Source organism: Hominimerdicola aceti (assembly GCF_025567495.1).
GTDB lineage: Bacteria > Bacillota > Clostridia > Oscillospirales > Ruminococcaceae > Hominimerdicola > Hominimerdicola aceti.
The window spans coordinates 39,173-58,739 of record NZ_JAOQJZ010000016.1; the positions used below are offsets into that span (position 1 = coordinate 39,173).

Annotated in this window: 18 protein-coding genes; 7 read left to right on the top strand and 11 right to left on the bottom strand. The window is 41.6% G+C overall.

All coding sequences use genetic code 11. The features are described from left to right. From OCV57_RS12855 to OCV57_RS12865, 3 genes are read right to left on the bottom strand one after another with little or no spacing between them, the layout of a single operon-like run. Window positions 1–2,808, bottom strand: coding sequence for an FtsX-like permease family protein (locus OCV57_RS12855; protein WP_267301877.1), 2,808 nt, complete (start codon window positions 2,806–2,808; stop codon window positions 1–3). Window positions 2,809–2,830: 22 nt separating this feature from the next. Further along, complete coding sequence (locus OCV57_RS12860) at window positions 2,831–3,295, bottom strand: hypothetical protein (protein ID WP_041337320.1); 465 nt, start codon at window positions 3,293–3,295, stop codon at window positions 2,831–2,833. A 6-nt stretch (window positions 3,296–3,301) separates the two neighbouring features. After that, window positions 3,302–4,495, bottom strand: coding sequence for an aminotransferase-like domain-containing protein (locus tag OCV57_RS12865; protein WP_267301879.1), 1,194 nt, complete (start codon window positions 4,493–4,495; stop codon window positions 3,302–3,304). Between the two features lie 223 nt (window positions 4,496–4,718). Here OCV57_RS12865 and OCV57_RS12870 point away from each other — a divergent pair, with 223 nt between their 5' ends. The 4 genes from OCV57_RS12870 (at window position 4,719) to OCV57_RS12885 (ending at window position 7,911) form a co-directional block, all read left to right on the top strand. Next, the gene (locus tag OCV57_RS12870) at window positions 4,719–6,431 is read left to right on the top strand and encodes a putative polysaccharide biosynthesis protein (protein WP_267301880.1); all 1,713 of its coding nucleotides are present in this window, start codon (window positions 4,719–4,721) and stop codon (window positions 6,429–6,431) included. Between the two features lie 58 nt (window positions 6,432–6,489). Continuing rightward, the gene (mazG, locus tag OCV57_RS12875; RefSeq protein WP_041337317.1) at window positions 6,490–7,287 is read left to right on the top strand and encodes a nucleoside triphosphate pyrophosphohydrolase; all 798 of its coding nucleotides are present in this window, start codon (window positions 6,490–6,492) and stop codon (window positions 7,285–7,287) included. A gap of 24 nt (window positions 7,288–7,311) precedes the next feature. After that, window positions 7,312–7,602, top strand: a complete 291-nt coding sequence (locus OCV57_RS12880) for an HU family DNA-binding protein (RefSeq protein ID WP_256319968.1) — start codon at window positions 7,312–7,314, stop codon at window positions 7,600–7,602. 66 nt (window positions 7,603–7,668) lie between these two features. Then, a complete protein-coding gene (locus OCV57_RS12885) occupies window positions 7,669–7,911 on the top strand; it encodes an RNA-binding S4 domain-containing protein (protein ID WP_022288222.1) in 243 nt (80 codons plus the stop codon). A gap of 42 nt (window positions 7,912–7,953) precedes the next feature. Here OCV57_RS12885 and OCV57_RS12890 read toward each other — a convergent pair whose 3' ends face one another. The 8 genes from OCV57_RS12890 to OCV57_RS12925 form a co-directional block, all read right to left on the bottom strand. Then, window positions 7,954–9,627, bottom strand: a complete 1,674-nt coding sequence (locus OCV57_RS12890; protein WP_267301884.1) for a DUF6583 family protein — start codon at window positions 9,625–9,627, stop codon at window positions 7,954–7,956. Window positions 9,628–9,786: 159 nt separating this feature from the next. Next, window positions 9,787–10,626, bottom strand: coding sequence for a polysaccharide deacetylase family protein (locus OCV57_RS12895; protein WP_267301885.1), 840 nt, complete (start codon window positions 10,624–10,626; stop codon window positions 9,787–9,789). Between the two features lie 130 nt (window positions 10,627–10,756). Beyond that, window positions 10,757–11,002: an IreB family regulatory phosphoprotein gene (locus tag OCV57_RS12900; protein WP_022288225.1), complete on the bottom strand. Its 246-nt coding sequence runs from the start codon at window positions 11,000–11,002 to the stop codon at window positions 10,757–10,759. Between the two features lie 128 nt (window positions 11,003–11,130). After that, window positions 11,131–13,545, bottom strand: coding sequence for a phenylalanine--tRNA ligase subunit beta (gene pheT, locus OCV57_RS12905; protein WP_267301887.1), 2,415 nt, complete (start codon window positions 13,543–13,545; stop codon window positions 11,131–11,133). Between the two features lie 22 nt (window positions 13,546–13,567). Beyond that, entirely contained in the window at window positions 13,568–14,158 is a 591-nt protein-coding gene (locus tag OCV57_RS12910; RefSeq protein ID WP_267301888.1) for a hypothetical protein, read from the bottom strand. Then, on the bottom strand, window positions 14,158–15,177 hold the full coding sequence (pheS, locus tag OCV57_RS12915; protein ID WP_022288228.1) for a phenylalanine--tRNA ligase subunit alpha: 1,020 nt from the start codon (window positions 15,175–15,177) through the stop codon (window positions 14,158–14,160). The genes OCV57_RS12910 and pheS overlap by 1 nt, the downstream gene beginning before the upstream one ends. A 347-nt stretch (window positions 15,178–15,524) precedes the next feature. Continuing rightward, on the bottom strand, window positions 15,525–16,169 hold the full coding sequence (locus tag OCV57_RS12920; protein ID WP_267301889.1) for a hypothetical protein: 645 nt from the start codon (window positions 16,167–16,169) through the stop codon (window positions 15,525–15,527). A gap of 158 nt (window positions 16,170–16,327) precedes the next feature. Continuing rightward, window positions 16,328–17,386 (bottom strand): fibronectin type III domain-containing protein, encoded by a 1,059-nt coding sequence (locus OCV57_RS12925; RefSeq protein ID WP_267301890.1) that lies wholly within the window; start codon window positions 17,384–17,386, stop codon window positions 16,328–16,330. A gap of 237 nt (window positions 17,387–17,623) precedes the next feature. Between OCV57_RS12925 and OCV57_RS12930 the strand changes: the two genes are divergently transcribed. From OCV57_RS12930 to OCV57_RS12940, 3 genes are all read left to right on the top strand, one after another. Then, on the top strand, window positions 17,624–18,145 hold the full coding sequence (locus OCV57_RS12930) for an RNA polymerase sigma factor (protein ID WP_267301892.1): 522 nt from the start codon (window positions 17,624–17,626) through the stop codon (window positions 18,143–18,145). Further along, on the top strand, window positions 18,138–18,827 hold the full coding sequence (locus OCV57_RS12935; protein ID WP_267301894.1) for a DUF4367 domain-containing protein: 690 nt from the start codon (window positions 18,138–18,140) through the stop codon (window positions 18,825–18,827). The genes OCV57_RS12930 and OCV57_RS12935 overlap by 8 nt, the downstream gene beginning before the upstream one ends. A 106-nt stretch (window positions 18,828–18,933) precedes the next feature. Beyond that, entirely contained in the window at window positions 18,934–19,359 is a 426-nt protein-coding gene (locus tag OCV57_RS12940; protein ID WP_267301896.1) for a hypothetical protein, read from the top strand. The last annotated feature ends 208 nt before the right edge of the window (window positions 19,360–19,567 follow it).

Here is a 19,567-nt window from a genome sequence, read left to right on the forward strand (position 1 = left end):
CTATTCTACTGATTTTAAAGATTCTACCATATCTATCTTTTTAAGCTTGAAATGAAGAACCAAATTAACTATAAATGCAAATGCCAATGTGAGCAATGCACCAAGCACATACGCCCACCAAACAAGCTGTCTGTTGAACAGCACAAGGTCGACCTCAGAAGTTATCACAACAAAATAGTGCAGTATCTTTCCTGCCGCAAGACCCACGATAATTCCCACAAGCGTCGATATCAGATTTTCTCTGTAAATATACGCTGAAGTCTCACCGTCATAGAATCCAAGCACTTTTATTGTCGCTATCTCACGAACACGCTCAGTTATGTTTATGTTTGCCAAATTGTAAAGCACCACAAACGCCAAGCCTCCCGCGCAAACGATGAGCAAAATAACGATAGCGTCAAGGCTGTCCACAGAATTAAGGAAACCTCTGCTTGAATCATTTTTAAAGCTTATTCCATAAAACTCGTCATTTGAAATAAGCTGTTCCTTGAAAGAGTTTTCATCAGTGTCTTTCTTTAGGTCAATAAAAGAAAGATTATAAACAGGCTTCTCACCGTATACACTTTCAAAATCATCAGGAGTGATGTAAATATAATGCAAAGCATAGTTCTTGCTTACTCCGCCTATCTTGAACTCTTTCTCCTCATGACCACTGAGCTTTATAGTAATAGTGTCACCCGTTTTCAGGTCAAGAAGCTTTGCAAGCTTTTGTGTTATGATAACAGAACCGCTTTTCACTTCAAGGTTTGATCCATTCTCAGCAGATACAAGATCGATATAATCTCCCATATTTTCAGGAGATTTCGGCACGATCATAGAAACAGACTGGTTTTCACTTTCATTTTCTGCAATGCCATCTGTACTCTGCATAAGCATAGATTTGTCTACCTGTGGGATACTGCTTATCTTGTCCTCCAATTGTTTCTCGTCAAAATCGGCTGAATTAAGTACCGCAATACCATCATACAGAAATATCTCATTGAATTGCTTTTCGGCAATAGTCTTTATAGAATATTTCAAACCAAAACCCGTGACTATCAGCGCCGTACAGCCTGCCACTCCCACGATTGTCATAAAGAAACGCTTTTTATATCTCAGCAAATTTCTCACAGTGACCTTTGCAAGAAAGTCAAGCCGATTCCATATAAGATCCACACGCTCCAGCAAAACACGCCTGCCATTCTGCGGTGGCTTTGGACGCATAAGCTGTGACGGCTGCGACTTTAGTTCTTTCATGCAGGCATAAAGCACCGCCGAGCAAGTGCAAATAACCGACACCACCAAGCAAAGCACCATATAAACAGGCTTAAACGGTGTGTCAATATCAGGAATGTTATATAAAATATTATAGCAACTATGAATTATCTTCGGAAAGATCTGCAATCCAACAACAACGCCTATGCAGCTTCCTGCTGATGCCGCTGTTGCTGCATAGAAAAGATACTTTCCGGCTATTCTTGCCCCACTGTATCCTAAAGCCTTGTATGTACCTATCTGCGTTCTCTGTTCCTCTACCATTCTAGTCATTGTGGTCAGACATACAAGCGCCGCCACAAGAATAAAGAACACAGGAAACACCTTTGCAATAGAGTCGACCTTCTGAGCGTCCCCATAAAAGGAACTATAATCAGAGCTAGCCTCAAATCTGTCATACTGATAGAATGCAGGCGTTTTCACGGCTTCAAGTTCTTTTTTCGCTACGGCTATCTCATCTTCTGCCGCCGCAAGCTGACCATTATATTCATCAAAAGCCGCCGTACTTCCTGTCTCTTTGTCTTGAAGAAGCTTTCCTGCCACTTCTTCAAGCTGTTGTGCTTTTAAAAGCTGTGACCTTGCAAGATACTTTGCACTAGAACCACTCTGTTCAGCCTTATCATAAGCCTCCTGAGCTTCCTCAACCGACTTCTGCGCCGTTGTCAAAAGCTCCGTAAGCTGATTTTCGTCGCAGGCAAGCGCCTGTTTCAAGATGTCAACTTTCTCCTGAGCGACATCAATACTGTCCTGAGCGTCACTGCTTAGTTTTTCAAACCTTGCGTTCACACTGTCCTCAAAAAACTCCACCGCCTGAACGCTCTTATCTTTCACAGCCTGCTTGTACTCGTCGGAAAACGGGTCAAGCTCGTCAGTGCCTTTGAATTTCACATAAAGCTCAGTGTAATAATCGCACACAAACTCGCTCTCAGGCACAAAAACGTTGCTTACCACAGTTCCGTTGCCCACTGTGGTCGCATCACGCTCATAGCCGATATAAAGCGGTGAAGCCACAATACCAACTATCCTGTATGTGTCAGTTGCCAAAGTATCAGTTATATTTTTTGACGAGTCAGGCTCGTTGATCTTTATCTCTCCGCCCAACTTAAAGGTGTTAGGTGAACTCATTTTTACCTCTACTGCGCACTCGCCTTTTTTTTCAGGAAGCCTGCCCTCTAGTAAAACAGGCTTATCAAGATTATTAGGGCTGTTCTCATCAACAACATTGTTGAAGGACATGAATTTCAGCACAAGGTTTTGATTTTCATGATAATAGAAAACGTCCTTAGAATATCCCGCCATAACGCCCTCAACGTTCTCTGCTTTTTTCACAGCCTCAACGTCCTCAGACTTAACGCCTATAGACGACATTAACTTAATATCCATAAGTCTGTTATCACTGAAATATTTCTCCGCCGTGTCTATCATATCAGGCATAGTCGCCTTGATACCAGAGAAAAATCCACAGCCAAGAAGAACTATCAGAAAAATAGAGAGAAATCTGCCCAACGAGTGACTTATCTCTCTGACAGTATCCTTTTTCAATGCACTTTTCATGACAGACCTCCCCTTTGTAATATCATTCTTCCCCGTCACTATCCGAAAAATCATCAAGACCTATCCTGCCCGATAGAATAAAATAAACAATCGCCGCAAGGACAAAAACGACAGGAGCAAAAATTATAATAGCTTTTTTAGCCCACTCAACCCCCAACGCTCCCGCAAGCATAAGACCCAGCACTCCTGAGATATCAAAAAACAAGATACAAAAATACGTCCTAAGTGCCGATACCGCAGGTGCAGTGTCCCCATCGGGGTCAGCTTTATCACTGAAAATATTTATCCTGCCTGCTGAAAACACAAGCAGAATAAACACCGCCATAGTAAGAAGACTTAGCACAAGATCCACCACATAAGGCTTTGTCCTGCCTGCCGTCATGCCCACTATCAGCACAAAGCAATCACACCCCATGCAGAACATTAGAGCCGCCGTATTTACCACCGTAAGCACTAGCTGAAAAGGCGTAAAAGGAACTTTTTTCATTTTATCTTAATCGCCGAACATTTCCTTAGAAAGCTTGCCAAGCTTCTCACAGCCGTCGATTATCTGTTTGTCTGTAGGAGTTGAGAAGTTCAATCTGAATGAAGCTGTCTTGTCAGACTCGCTTACCATGAAAGCATTGCCCGGAACAACGGCTACCTTATATTCTGCAACAGCCTTTTTGCAGAAACCAGTCATGTCACTGCCTTCCGGAAGAGTACACCAAATGAACAGACCGCCCTCAGGTCTTGTGAACTTGATCTGTGAAGAGAAATTCTTCTCGATCTGCTCTATCATAAGTTCGAGCTTATGCTTGTAGATCACTCTCAGCGAAGCAAGATGTGCTTCGATATCATTGTCCTTCATGAAGTTGTAAGCCAGCATCTGCGCCCAGATATTTGTATGTACGTCAGCCACCTGCTTGCAGACAACTATCTTTCCGATTATCTCCTTTGGAGCGGAAATGTAGCCAACTCTGATACCAGGAGCAAGTATCTTCGAGAATGTTCTTGAATACATAACAAGACCGTCATTGTCCATGCTCTTGATAGACGGGATAGCCTCACCCTTTATTCTCAGGTCGCCGTATGGGTTATCTTCAAGGATCATAACACTGTACTTCTTAGCAAGCTCATATATAGCTTTTCTCTTTTCAAGAGAAGTTGTAAGACCAGTAGGATTCTGGAAGTTAGAGATAATGTAGAATACCTTTACCTTGCCTGTAGCGAAAGCCTCTTCAAGCTCTTTCAGGTCAACTCCGTCTTCATGAAGCGTGATACCCTTAAGCTCAACATTGTAAGACTTAAACGCATTAAGTGAGCCTATAAAGCTTGGAGCTTCACAGCAAAGAACATCGCCTGGGTCGCAGAGAACTTTACAAGCAAGCTCATTGGCCTGCTGAGCACCGCTTGTGATGATAAGATCATCTCTCTCAGGGTCAAATTCACCCTTCTTTTCAAGCTCTTTCTTAAGAAGATCTCTCAGCGGAGTGTATCCCTCTGTAAGGCTGTACTGGAGTGCGCCGATAGGATTTTCCTTGAATATCTCTTCTGATATCCTATTAAGCTCGTCCACAGGGAATGCCTCAGGAGAAGGATTGCCTGCCGCAAATGAAATTACCTCTGGGTCAGAAGTAAATTTAAGTATCTCTCTGATAGCAGAAGCCTGCAAATGAGAAACCTTTTCTGAAAACTTATAAGTCATATCTTTTTTACCTCTTTTTCTTAAAAATACATAATATGATTATATCACATTTTTCCTATAAAATAAAGTGTTTACGCAAACTTTTTTTAGTATTAGCACCCTAAGCTATATTTTTGTGCAATTTAAACAACTGCATATTCACCTGACATATGGACAAACCGTAATAAAACCCACCATAACAGCATAAGATCATATAAAAACAAGTCAGAAAGCAGGTTGACAGATGAAAAGACAAGGCTTTATAAAAGGCTCGGCAATATTGCTTGCAATGGTTCTCATAACAAAAATTCTGGGACTTCTCTATAAGATACCTCTTACCAATCTTCTGGGCGGCACAGGCATGGGATATTTCGCTTCAGCATTCTCAGTTTTCACACCAGTTTTCGCCATAGTCGTTTCAGGTATCCCCTCCACCATGGCTCGCCTTACCGCTGAAAACTATGCCCTTGAACGCTTTTCAAATATGCGTCATACCAAGCGAACTGCATTTTTTCTTTTCACGATCATCAGCGCAGCCGCTGCTGCAGTAATGATACTCACCTCAGATTTTCTGTCACGCAATGTAGTCGGCGAGCCAAGTACAAAATATGCTCTCATGTGCGTTGCCCCATCTATTATTTTCTGTACCATTATGTCAGTGGAACGCGGTTACTGCGAGGGATTGCAGAATATGATACCGACCGCTGTATCAGAAGTGATAGAAACCCTTTTCAAACTTATCCTGGGTCTTGGTTTCGCCTACGGACTAATGTATCATATCTCCGATATGTATGATAAAACAGGCATGATATTCGGCACAGCCTATGAAAACTCACGTCAGGCAGCCTCCGCCGCACTTCCATTTATAGCTGCCGCAGCTATCCTAGGTTCGTCCATAGCCTCTGCGATCGCCTGTCTGTATACTCTCATATCAGGCAAGATCAAAGGCGACAGCGTAACAAAGCAAATGCTCCAAAGAGATACCATAACAGACCCCACAGGAGCAACAGCAAAAAAGCTTTTTGTCTGCTGTCTTCCGATCGCACTTATCTCAGTGATAATGACCTTTGCCAACATGATAGATATGCTCACTGTCAATCCGTGTATCAAAACCGCCATGAAAGCTTCTCCACACACATTTGACAGCCTGCTTTCTGACAAACTCACCACCGATATGCTCCCGAACTTCATCTACGGCTCTTATACTGGTCTTGCCGTAACAGTTTTCGGTCTTGTTCCGACCCTCACCGCAATGTTTGGTAAAAGCATACTCCCCTCATTGGCTGAAAGCTGTGCCAAAAATGATAAAAAAACCATGCAGTCAGGCCTTACAAAAATGCTCATCGTCACCAGTATCATAGCCATACCCGCAGGCATGGGCATAGCAGTTTTGTCAGAACCTATCCTGCGTTTTCTTTTCGGAGGCCGAGAAACTGAGATACAGGTCTGTATAATGCCAATGTCCATACTTGGAATAGCAGTAATATTCCTTGCCATAGCCACACCATGCTTTTCTATCCTGCAAACCCTGGGAAAACCTCACAAAGCCATAATAATTATGTTGGCAGGTGGAATTATCAAGCTATTTCTGAACATTATACTTATAAGACAGCCCATAATAAATATATCAGGAGCAGCTATTTCTACTCTTGTATCAGAGGTTTTCATATGCGTCCTATCCGTACGCTCAGTTTGCAAAATGGCGGATCTAAAACCAAAAGTGAGCGAAGTTTTCGTAAAGCCCACCTACGCCGCTATCATGTGCAGTGTGACAGCCGTTTTGTCACACGAAACACTTACGAAAATAGCCCATTTGCAAATAAATCATAGATTTGTGACTCTTTTTTCTATAGGAATTGGTAGCACAATGTACTTTTTTTGTTTATATTTATTGTGCGAAACGCCGAAAAATATTGTAAATTACATATTTTCAAAAAAAAATCCGCAAAACCCTTGAAATTTTGAGCAAAATGGTTTATTATTAATAAGCACCCTTTTGGAAAGGTAATGATGTAATGAGCGATAAAATTAAGGAATTGCTTGCTAAAGACAGCTTTGATATCAATGATCTTGCGGATATCGTGATGATTCTCAGAAGCGAGAACGGCTGCCCGTGGGATAAGGTCCAGACCCATAAGTCTATCAAGAAAGATTTTCTTGAAGAAGTCTATGAGGTCATGGAAGCAATTGACTGTGACTCTCCTGAAATGATGAGAGAAGAACTTGGCGACGTTCTTTTGCAGGTGGTTTTTCATACAGTTATCGAGACCGAAAACAACAATTTCCGACTTGACGATGTGATAACTGATATCTGTAAAAAGCTTATCATCAGACACCCACACGTTTTCGGAAGCGTAGAAGCTGACAACGTTGAAACAGTGCTTAAAAATTGGGACACTATCAAGAAAGAAACCAAGGGACAGGAAACTTATTCCGATACCCTTAAAAGCGTTCCAAAGAACTTTCCTGCACTTATGAGAGCTCAGAAGTTAAGCAAACGTGCAGCAAGAGCAGGTATCGAGTATGACAATGCTCATGATATAAGCGCACTTGAAAATGCTGTTAAGACTCTTGAAAACAGTGCTGACAGTGATAAAGCCGTAGTTGCAAAACAGCTTGGTGAGATAATGTTCACTTGTGCTTCACTTGCAAGAAAGCTTGACCTTGACGCTGAAGAAGTGCTGACGGATACAAATAATAATTATATCGAGAAGTTTGAGAAAACAGAAAATGCTGTAAGGCAAAACGGGCAGGATATGACCGCCCTGAGCATAAATGAGCTTGACGCTTATTGGCGAGAGCAAAATGAATGAATAACTTTATTCGTTAAAAATAATTTGGAGGTAAAAACAATGACAAAGGCAGAACTGATCAATCTTATCGCAGAAAAGGGCGATTATTCAAAGAAGGACGCTGAGAAGGCACTTACAACTGTTATTGATTCTGTATCAGAGACACTTGCTAACGGCGAGAAGATCTCACTGGTAGGTTTCGGTACATTCGAGGTTAGAGAGAGAGCTGAAAAGACAGCTATCAATCCTCGTACAAAGGAGCAGATCACTGTTGCAGCTAAGAAAGTTCCTGCATTCAAGGCAGGCAAGGCTCTTAAGGATGCTGTAAACAAGTAATCTAAAGCTTATGCCACTCAGACCTAGCCTGCGGGTTAGGTCTTTTTTACTACAAAGGAGGAAAATATGCGGCTTGATAAATACCTGAAAGTCACAAGACTTATTAAACGACGTACCATTGCAAACGAAGCTTGCGATGCAGGCAAGGTGCTTGTGAACGATAAGATTGCAAGAGCTTCATATGACGTGAAAGTTGGCGACATTATCACCATAAATATGGGTCAGAAGCCTGTCAAGGTGGAAGTTCTCAATGTCACCGAGTATGTAAAAAAAGAAGAAGCAGCCGAGAATTATCGTGTTATCAGCTAAAAAAGAGGACCGCTCAATGCGATCCTCTTAAATTTTTATCTATTATGCATTTGCGCTCAGATCATAATCTGACATATCAATATCAGAGAAATCATAGTCATCATAATCATCATAATCACCATAGTCATCATAATCTGACTCAAGATCACCCTCTGCATTTACAAGCATATTGTAGACCTCGTCACCAAGAACTTTCTTTACATTAGCAACAAATCCATCACTGTCACAGCCTGCAAGGTATGTATTCATCTGATCGTCATTTGTCATGTCATAGATCTTGTCGCCTGACGGAACAGTGATGTCAGAAGCCTCTGTCTTATTTCCTGTAACTGCCATTGTAACAAACTGCTTGCCGTTCATGCCAAACTCAACAGAAAGATCAAGCTTATCAGCAGTTGAAGCAGAAGCAAGCTCTACCCAGCCTGATACAGCCTGAGAATCAGATGTACCATTCACATCAAATCTGATAGTACCTGAGAATGCGTCACCCTCTTCTTTAAGGTCTTTGAGAGTAACCTCAGCCTCCATCGTGTCAAAGTTTATGCTCGGTGAAACTGCCATGGTAGGCTCAAGGGAAAGTCCACCGTCAGCAGAAGTCATGTCAGCGTCTATATCTGAATCAGCCGCAGTTTCCATTTTCATTGTGAACTTGCCATTTGTAACACCGTCAACAGTATTTGCAGAACCCTTGAATGATGCACTGCCCTCACTGCCCATGTTAAGGCTAAAATCAACAGCCACAACGTCGTCCTTAAGAATGGTGTAAAGAGTTGCACCCTCGCCGTCTTTTTCAAGGCTAAAGCCCGCAAAATCATCACCGCTGTAGTAAGCGTTAAATGTTGCAGTTTCGTCAAGATTATCGCTTGCAAAAAGTGAATCCATAGAATCAGCATACTGTGAGATTATCTCATCATATGACATACCAAGCTCGTCAGCCACGCCTGCCTTGTTGAACATATCTTTAAGCGTAGCGTCGTCCTTAGCCTTGTCAAGAACAGCCTTAAAAGCAGCCTTTACATCATTGCCTGAGATAGTGTATTCCTTAGTTGTATAGCTGTACTCATTTCCGTCAATGTCACCAGTCTTTTTCTCACCGTCAACAGGCTTAGGGAAAGAGTCCTCTATAACCTTCTTGTATTCCTCCAGATCCTTTTCAAGTGCGTCAGTATCAAAATCAACATCAGCGTCCTCAGCAGAATCAAAGAGAGAATCAAGGTCAATGCCCTGTGAAGAAAGCTCACTGCCTACCTTGTCTTTAAGGCTGTCAACGTTAACCATAAGATAAGCGTCAGAAAGCTCAGGTATCTGAACATAAGCCGACTTGTTATCTCTGGAATATACAGCATTAGCAGACACAAGATTATTTCCGCCATATGTCAGCGAAACATCTGCTGCAGTGTTGCTTCCCTTCTGCTTTGTAACAGTTGTAACAGAAATAGGCTGTAAGCTGACACCTGCCTTCTCTGTGAAGCCCTCGCCGAATGAAACAGTAGCCGTTGCGTTGTAAGCAAAATCAAGTTCGCCCTTGATAGCCTTTTCAGCCGTGCCAAGAGTGTTGTTTATATTATCTGCCACCTGAGTAAGCTTAGCCTTGCCGCCCTCAGTTTTACCATCATTACTGTCTTTATTTACAAAATAATAGCCAAGACCTGAGCCAACTATGCTAAGACCCAAAACGCCTGCCAATACAGGTGTAAGCACCTTATTTTTTACCATTTTATTTCCTCCTTAAAGAAACTCATGTTTCTGTTCGTATTTAAAATATAACATACTTTTAACAATTTGTCAATAGACTAATATATTACAAATCAGCAACAAATGTCCCTAAAATAACAAAAAGAGAGGCACAAGGCCTCTCTTCATCATATTCTCTTATCAGCCAAATTCAAATCCGCCAGCCCTCACTCTGTCGATAAAGTCCCCGAGAATATCAGTATTGGTTTTGGATACCGAGTGAAGCAAATAAATTGCCCCCGGGTGAGCCGCATTCACAAGCTTTTCAAGTGCCTGCCCCTCATCAGGCTGATTGTTCACGTCCCAATCAGCGTAAGCAAAGCTCCAAAGCTCAGTCTTATAACCGCAGTTTGCCGTCACTCCAAGAGAGAACTCCGAAAACTCACCCATAGGCGGTCTGAACACTGTCATGGTATAATCATAGTTATCCTCCATATACTTATGGAAATCCTTTATCTCCGACTCACATTCCGCCTGTCCAAGCGTCGGCATAGAATAATGGTGTACCGAATGATTTCCCACAATATGCCCCTCGTCTATCATACGCTTCACAAGCTCAGGATTTTTCTCTGCATAATCCTGCAAAAGAAAAAACGTCGCCTTGACCTTTTTCTCTTTCAGCACATCGAGGATCTTTTCAGTGTATCCATTCTCATAACCCTGATCAAAGGTCAGATATATCTTGTCATCATTATTTATAGCCTTTGCGTTAAGCTTGCCGTATTGTGCATTAAAATCAAGCGCACCAGTCGTCCTGTTCTTTTCGTCCACAAGAACGCCTTGACCATATCCGACTTTGTCATGTGAAAGCCCCGAAAGATCTATCTTTTCCTTTGCGGTTTTCTTTCCCACAGCCACAGGCTCGATGACCGCCGAGCTTGTTCCCTCTGATGAATTTCCCTCACGCATTATCACTGTCCTGCCACAAGCACTGAGCGCTACAACTGCACAAATAAGTGCCATGCAATTTCTTATCTTCATATGAAGCCCTCCGTTTTCTTATCATCTTATACTATTATGTTCAGAAAACGGCTTTATACAAAAATACGTTTCAGGTAAATTCTGACGTAAAACAAAAAAGGCGGTAAAAACTACCGCCTTTAAATATCAGTTATGACTCAAGATAGGACTTCACCAATGCCTGCAAAAGTTCATCTCTGTCAATATGACGAATAAGACTTCTGGCATTATTGTATGTTGTTATGTAGGTCGGGTCCTCAGAAAGAATATAACCTACGATCTGATTAATAGGATTATAGCCCTTCTCTTTCAGAGCGTCATATATAATTGTAAGTGTCTTTTTCAGCTCAGCCTCCTTGTCGTGCTGTACTGAAAACTCCATAGTTTGTTCGTGCATTATGCTCAGCCCCTCTGCAATGTATTAATATCAGCAATACGCCTGATATTATTATACTCCATTTGTTTCAAAATAACAAGTCCAAAAGCAAAATTTATGCACATTATACAAATCAAGCACTATATTTTTTACATTCTGAGTTCAGCACCGATAGCCTTGAGAGCTTCAAGAACTTTCTTCATAGCCTTGTCAGCCTGCTCGTCAGTAAGCGTGCCGTCATGTGAACGCATTGAAATGGAGTATGAAACAGACTTCTTGCCCTTTTCGATCTGCTCGCCCTTGTAAACGTCAAAAAGCGTTACCTTTTCAAGTATCGAGCCAACAGCCTTGCTTATAGTCTTTTCAAGAAGAGCCGCAGGGATATCGTCATCACAAACGATAGACAGATCTCTTGTTGTAGCAGGATACTTAGGCAGTGGCTTATATGTCTTCTGAGCAACACAGCTTGCCATAAGCTCAGGAACATTTATCTTGCCCACATAAGCTCTTGCGTCAATGCAGTAGTTCTCCAGAACTCTTGGGTGAAGCTCGCCAAAAATGCCGATCTCCTCACCATTTACTTTAACAACAGCAACTCTTCCCGGGTGGAAAGCATAGAACTCGTCAAAGCTACATTCAGCAGTAGCCTTTTCAAATTCAACTTTCTGTGCGCCAAGCTTAGAGAGCAGACCCTCGATAAAACCCTTTATGTCATAGAAATCAGCCTTCGTCTCAGTGTCATAGAAACCAAAACCAAGTCTTTCAGGCTCGTTAGGAAGCACCTCTCCCTCAACAGGTATATACTCGTTTCCTCTCTCGAAGATATAGCACTCAGGGTTGCGGTAGCTGTAGTTTCTTGCAAGCACTTCACATACAGACGGAATGATAGTCGTTCTCATAACGCTGGTGTCCTCGCCAAGAGGGTTTGTGATAACAACTGTCTTTCTAAGTTTTGAGTCAGCAGGAAGATTTATCTTGTCAAAATACTTAGGGGAAATGAATGAGAATGTAGATATCTCGTTAAGACCCATAGCGAGCATAGATCTCTGTATATGTCTGTCAAACTTCTGCGCCTCGGTGAGCTTAGCCTGTGCAACGCCTCTTACGATAGTGTTTGGAATCTTGTTGTAGCCGTAAAGTCTAGCAACTTCCTCTGCCACGTCAGCCTTGCAGGCAATGTCCACTCTGTACCATGGCGAAACTACCTTGCCGTCCTTTATCACAAAGCCAAGCCTTGTGAGATATTCAACCATGTCGCTCTCAGGTATTTCAGTACCAAGGAACTTATTTATCCACTCAGGGTCAAAATCAACCGTCTTAGGTGTCTCGTCCTCGTAGTTCTCATCAATGTAAGTCTTTACGACCTCGCCAGCACCAAGCTCCTCAACAAGCTGGAAAGCTCTCATAAGAGCCTCATAGCACTCATGTGGGTCAAGACCCTTTTCATATCTTGCAGAAGCGTCAGTTCTCATGCCAAGCTTTTTGGCTGTAGTTCTTACGCTTGCGCCGTCAAAGCAAGCAGACTCAAATACAACAGTAGTTGTATCGTCCATGATACCGCTGTATTCACCACCCATAACGCCTGCAACTGCAACAGGTTTTTCAGCGTCAGCAATAACGAGCATCTCTTCTGAAAGCTCTCTTACCTCGCCGTCAAGAGTTGTGATAGTTTCTCCTGCTTTAGCGTTTCTGATGTTGATAGATGCGTCCTTAACATATCTGAGGTCAAAAGCGTGCATCGGTCTGCCATATTCAAGCATAACATAGTTTGTGATATCAACAAAGTTGTTGATAGGTCTAACGCCGCAGCCTCTGAGTCTTTCTCTCATCCAACGAGGTGACGGACCTATCTTTACATTCTTAACAATACCGGCCATATATCTCTTGCAAAGGTCAGTGTTGTGTATCTTTACCTTGAGCATATCGTTGATATCCCCGTCAATGCCCTTGAACTCAGGTTTCTTGACCTTCAGCTCAGTGCCGAAAGTAGCCGCAGTTTCTCTTGCAAGACCGATAACAGAAAGGCAGTCAGGTCTGTTTGAAGTTATCTCAAACTCAACAGTTGTGTCATTGTATCCAATAGCCTCATGTATATCCTTGCCTACTGTCTTGTCGCAGTCATCGCCAAGAATGAAAATTCCGTCCTCTATAGCATATGGGAAATCGTGAACAGAAAGTCCAAGCTCGCCCAGTGAGCAAAGCATACCATTAGAAGCAACGCCTCTCAGCTTGCCCTTTGTTATCTTCACCTGCTTTCCCTCATGAAGAACAGATGACTTGTGCTTTGCAACTGGCACAAAATCTCCCTCATGAACGTTCTGAGCACCTGTAACTATCTGAACAGGCTCGTCCTCTCCAACGTCTACCTGAGTGATGAACATATGGTCAGAGTCAGGGTGACGCTCCATAGAAACTACCTTGCCCACAACAACGTTAGAAATATCCTTGCCCTCCTGCTCAAAGCACTCTACCTTTGAGCCTGAAAGCGTCAGAGCGGAAACAAAATCCTTTATCGGCATATCGCAGTCTACATAGTCTGCAAGCCATTTCATTGACAAATCCATTTATTATTCCTCCGTAATCTTATCATTTACCGCAGTTTTGTATCTTCTCGTCCAAGTCCTTTAAAAACAGCGGTCTATAAATATAGAAATCCTTCCACCGCTTTATGTTCACAGTATATTTTATCCCGAAATTATCAGTTATCTCAGCTTTCATGCTGTCATTGACACCATTTGTGCTGTGAACTATGGTCTTGAACTCTCTAATATCCGTATATTTTATAAGCAGTTTAGCCTTAGGCACATACATATATCTGTCAAGTAGATAAAAGGTCTTGTATTTGAACTCGCTTCCCTCTATCTCGCTTTCCAAAGCCAGCATATCCTGAGCGTCAAATTGCTCCAGCCTTGCAAGGTTCCCTCTGTATTGTTTTACCTGCCTTTTAAATCCTCTTATTCCGATAAAAAGCAGGATACCCAGAAAAATTATCAGAAACCCACATAGCACGAGCATATCCCATGCACTCTGCTGTTCTTTTACAAGCATGACCGATAACCCACCGCCAACGCCTACTATCAGCGCCATAAGTGTGCTGATAGCCGCCGACGTTACAAGCTTAGCCTTTGACGGCACAAGCTTTCTGCAAAGCCTGCTCTGGCTCATAACTTCATTCATCAGAACTGCTCTAAAAATCTCATATCGTTCTCATAAAGCAGACGCATATCATTGATGTTGTATCTGCCCATTGTTATTCTTTCAAGACCGATACCAAATGCAAATCCGCTGTAAACCTCAGGGTCAATGCCACAGCCCTCAAGTACCTTAGGATGTACCATACCTGCGCCGAGAAGCTCTACCCAGCCCTCCTGCTTGCACATTGAACAGCCCTTGCCATGGCAGTTGAAGCACATAAGGTCAACTTCAGCAGAAGGCTCTGTGTATGGAAAATGGTGCGGACGAAGTCTTATCTGAGTGTCCTCGCCGTAAAGACGCTTCATAAGAAGCTCCAGCGTACCCTTAAGGTCAGCCATAGTGATGCCCTTGTCAATAACAAGACCCTCTATCTGGTGGAACAGCGGTGAATGTGTAGCGTCCACTGTGTCAGAACGGTAAACTCTGCCAGGTGAAATGATTCTGATAGGCGGCTTTCTCTTTTCCATTGTTCTTATCTGAACAGAAGAAGTCTGTGTTCTAAGAACAACGTTCTCATTGATGTAGAATGTATCCTGCGTATCTCTTGCAGGGTGAGATTTAGGCATATTCAGTGCCTCAAAGCAATAGTGGTCTGTTTCAACCTCTGGACCGTCCACAATATCAAAGCCCATACCAAGGAACACTTCCTCTACCTCTTCAAGAGTAGCGTTCAGAGGGTGAGGTCTGCCTATTCTTGTTTTCTTGCCCGGAAGCGTAACGTCTATGGCTTCCTCTGTAAGCCTTACCTGCTCCATTTTGCTCTTAAGCTCTTCCTTACGCTTATTGAGAGCGTTCTCGATATCAGCTCTTACCTTGTTTGCAAGCTGACCGATAACAGGTCTTTCCTCTGCGGAAAGCTTGCCCATTTGCTTAAGTATGGAAGTTATCTCTCCCTTTTTGCCAAGAAATCTTACTCTGAAATCTTCCAACAGCTTGGCGTCATCAATATGTGAAAGTTCTTCTTTCGCACGCTCGTCAATGCTTTTCAACTGTTCTTTCATTACTTATCCTCCTATAAAAATAAGCCCTGCCCCGACTAAACAGGACAAGACTTTGAAATTCTTGTTTATACCACCTATCAGTAAAGAGCCAACACTCTTCCGTCCTTAACGCAGACAGACGTTCACGCTTACTAAAGACTATCTCTCATTCGGCATGACCACTCGCAAGTGAACTTCATTTTGTCAGGATATAAAGCCGCTTTCAGAAAACGCACACACGCCGCAGCTTCTCTCTGAAGACCCTCAGCAAAACTACTCTCTCGGTCATAGTGTTTTAAGTGTATTGATACAATAATATGTTATCACATTCCGCCCCACATTTCAAGGGCTTAACAAAAAGTTTACAACTACAGCCCATGCTTATGAAGCCTGTCCCACTTCATATCCTCCTCGGAGTAATAATCGTCCTCCTCGTCCTCTAACTTGTTGTATTCCTTGTGTGGATAACCTATCTTCTCATAAAAGTCATTAATAAGCACAAGCTTGCCCTTAGTGTCCTGAAAGCTCAGAGCTATCATACCGTCCTCAGGCACAAAAGCTTTCTCCCTGCCCTCTTTGTCCTTTACCACAAAGCTTGACTTCTCCACATTTTTCAGCACGCATACTAACCTGCCCTTATTCGTCTGATAAGACTTCTCTACCTCCTCATAATAAAGACAAATGTGCAGATAGCTTTTAGAAAGCCCCATGCGTTGAGAGTGTTCAATGTGATCATCATATATCCTCGTGTAAACATCAGCGTCCCGTGAAAGCGAGTAATACCAGTACATAAGCCCGCCCACAGAACAATTGCAAGCCCCCAGCAGTATAAGCAGAACCTTTGCAAAGACTGCACTTGCAAACACCGCACCAATTATGATGATAACGATCCCAAGCAGGATATTCTTATACATATTCCTCTGCATTTTCCTGTGTTCTTCAATATCATGTGCCGCCTTGACCTGCCTCTCCGCCCTTGACAGCTTCGGAGGATATTCATAAACCGCCTGCAAAACATTCACCTCTCAATTAGGATAACCATATGATACAAAAAATGCACAACACCCATAAGAGCATTGTACATTTTCCTATCAATTTTCAGCTATATTATACACCTGAAATGCGCAAAAGTCAACACGTTTGAATAAAATTGTGCTATATATGTCCGTTATTAGTAAAGGAGATACACAGCCCAACAAGGGTTAGGGTTTACGTCCAAACCTTTTGGGCAGGACTCTATGTACACAACATAGTACACATCGCCTCTCTTATTGTACTCATAGTCAATATAATCTTTGTAAAGTTTTATGAAATCATTAAGGGTAGATACGCTCTCTCCAAAGTGTATGGTATCAACAGTATCATAACCAGACTCTTCTGGTGTACAATCTTTTGCATAATAATCAAAAAATTCTTCTAGCGTATTATAATCTATGCCATACTTCCAAAATTCCGTGTAATGTTCCTTTACATAAGTCGCTTTACTCTTTGAATACTCCTGTAACTCCTTTTTCATAGCATCAATATCAGCCTGTGTGATTTTGTCACTTTTCTTAGTTGTCGCCGTCACGACCCCCGAATACTTGCCATAGTGATTATTATTCGTCTTTTTGTCGTCCTGCTTGCAAGCCCTTATCTTGAACTGATACTTTGTCGCAGGCGCAAGCTTCTTCACAGTGTAGCTTGTCCCTGTGGTCTTGCCTATCTCTTTCCATTTGCCTTTTATGTTCTGATAAATGCGGTAATTTGTACAGCCTATCTTCGTCCAAGAAAGCTTAACGCTGTCAGTGCCAACACTGCTTACCTTTAGCCCCTTGCAAGCCTGCGGATTAGTCGCCGTGTTCCAGTTTGCGGAATATTCTCCGTAAACTTTCTTGCCCTTTACAGTCTTGTATGCCCTTACTTTAAAATTTTCTCTCGTTGCATTAGGCAGCTTCTTAACTGTGTAGCTCGTACCCTTGCAATCCCCAAGCTTGTTGTACTTGCCGTTTTTTCGCATATAAACAGTGTAACCGCTCGCACCCTTTACCTTGCTCCAGTTGAGCTGTATCTCACTGTTTGAAAGCGTCTTAGATTTAAGCCCCGTTACCTTGCCAACACTCGCCGCTTCCGCAACGATAGCCGTCTGTGAGAATATCCCCATATCCTCCGCCGCAGGTACAACAGCCCCCGTGCCCATAAGCATTGCCGCCATAACAACAGCCGCCGTTTTCTTCATACCATTCTTCATAAAAAGCACCTCTCCCGATTCTCTATAATTCCCCATATGTCATGGTAATGTTATATAATACCATAAAGCCAAATATTTGTCAATACTTTTACAAAAAAAAGCTATTTCAACTTCCGTGTTGATGTTAACAAACATTTCACAATCAACAAGGTTTTACTTCTACAAAATATCCCCCTTGAAATTATATATAAATAATGCTATACTAAGTTTATTACAAAATTAGACAGAGGTGATCAAGTGCTCGCTGTTTGTATGACGCTGATCGACGATGATGATAAATCAGAATTCAGAAAAATATATGACTCTCTTGAAAGAAAATTGTTCGTATTCTCAATGTCAAGGTTACATAACAACGCATTGGCGGAGGAAGCTGTTTCTGAAACTTTTTTGGCGTTAGCAGAAAATTTCAAAAAAATTCATAGTTTAGAACCAGCCGAAATAGTCGCTTATACAGTTATTATTAATAGAAACGTGTGTATCGATATTCTTGAAAAAGAAAATAAACACAGTATCAATGTCCAGATAGATGATAAAATTAAAGAGATATCTGAAGACTATGACCACATTGAAAAGCTTATTGTTGCTGATATGGTCGAAAAGTTGCCTGATATTTACCGTGACGTTATTATGATGAAATATTTCTATGGCTTTAAGGTCAAGGAAATATCAAAGCAGTTGCATTTATCTGTTGGAGGAGTAAAATCAAGACTTGAAAAAGCCCGAAAAATACTCAGAAAGGATATAAACGACGATGAGTGATACACGATCAGAATTAAAAAAGCTTGTACCTTTGTATTGCGACGAACTAAATAGCCTAGATCTGTCATTGTACGAAAATTATGAGTTTTCTAAGGACTATCTGAACAAAAAAGAAAAGCTCATAAAGAACCAAAGCCGCATCTATTATCCGCTTATCAAAACCACAGGACGAAGGATCGCTTCTGCCATAATTGCGGCAGCTATTATGGGTACAACGACTGTTGCCGCCTATGCACCTGCAAGAAATGCAGTAAGGAATTTCTTCCTGCGAATTTTCAATGATCACACCGTTGTATCTGTTCAACATGATAGCAAAGATATAGGCGATCACAAAAGCAAGATAGAAAAGCAATATAGTATTACTGTTCCAGAAGGTTTTGTTTTAGATGAAAGCGAAAGTGTTTCAACTGACAATCATATCGGATTATGCTATTATTCAGATGATAAGAAAAAGAGTATATATTTCGACCAATATACAGCGGATTCTTATTCTTCATATTATGATAATGAACGTGGTCATTTCAAAACTTCATCAGATAAATTCGGAAATGAGTTTATGATATACACAAATGATGATTTCATAAGTATTTTGTGGGACAATGGTAAATATATTTTTGAAATATGCAGCAACTTAGACAAACGATCTGTGTTGGAATTGTGTGAATCCACAAAAACAAATTAAATTAATAAAAACATATCACAAACAAACAATTTTCATTGTCATAGTAGGTGTAGGAGAAAATAAATCTCTTGCACCTATTTTTTTGTGAAAGGAGGAACTTACATATATGAAAAAAGTGATATCGACAATTATATCAGTTGTTATTGTGCTATGTCTGTCACTTACAGCTTTTGCTAAACCCGAACTGCAAACGCCTTCTGACGATGACATTTCTGTTTGTTATTTATACACAGATAAAATATCAGGTACATTGTCAATCTCCAACAAGGCTGCAACTTGTAAATCCACTGTACGTGGTATTTCAGGTACAACTACTAAAATCGTTATAACTCAAACACTTCAGAAGAAAAATGGATCTTCATGGAATAAATACAGTAGTTGGACAAAAACATTCAACAGTTGGTATGCGATTTATTCAAATTCCAAAGAGTCTTTAAGCAGCGGTACTTATCGTGTAAAGACAGTTGCTAAGGTCTATAATGGCTCTGCCTATGAGACCATAACTATTTACAGCAAAACAGCGTCCTGCTAAAATAATAGGCTGTGTACAGAAAGGACAGGTGATTCCAATGCAGTAATAAAATTTATATAATCCAAAATCAAAAAACAAAACATTGACATTCAAATATTTGGATGTTATAATAAAAAAGGACGTTTAATATGAAAAAGATCGTAAAAAGAATCGCAGCTATGGGTGCTGCTGTTATGATGATGAGTTCTATGGCTATTGGGGCTAGTGC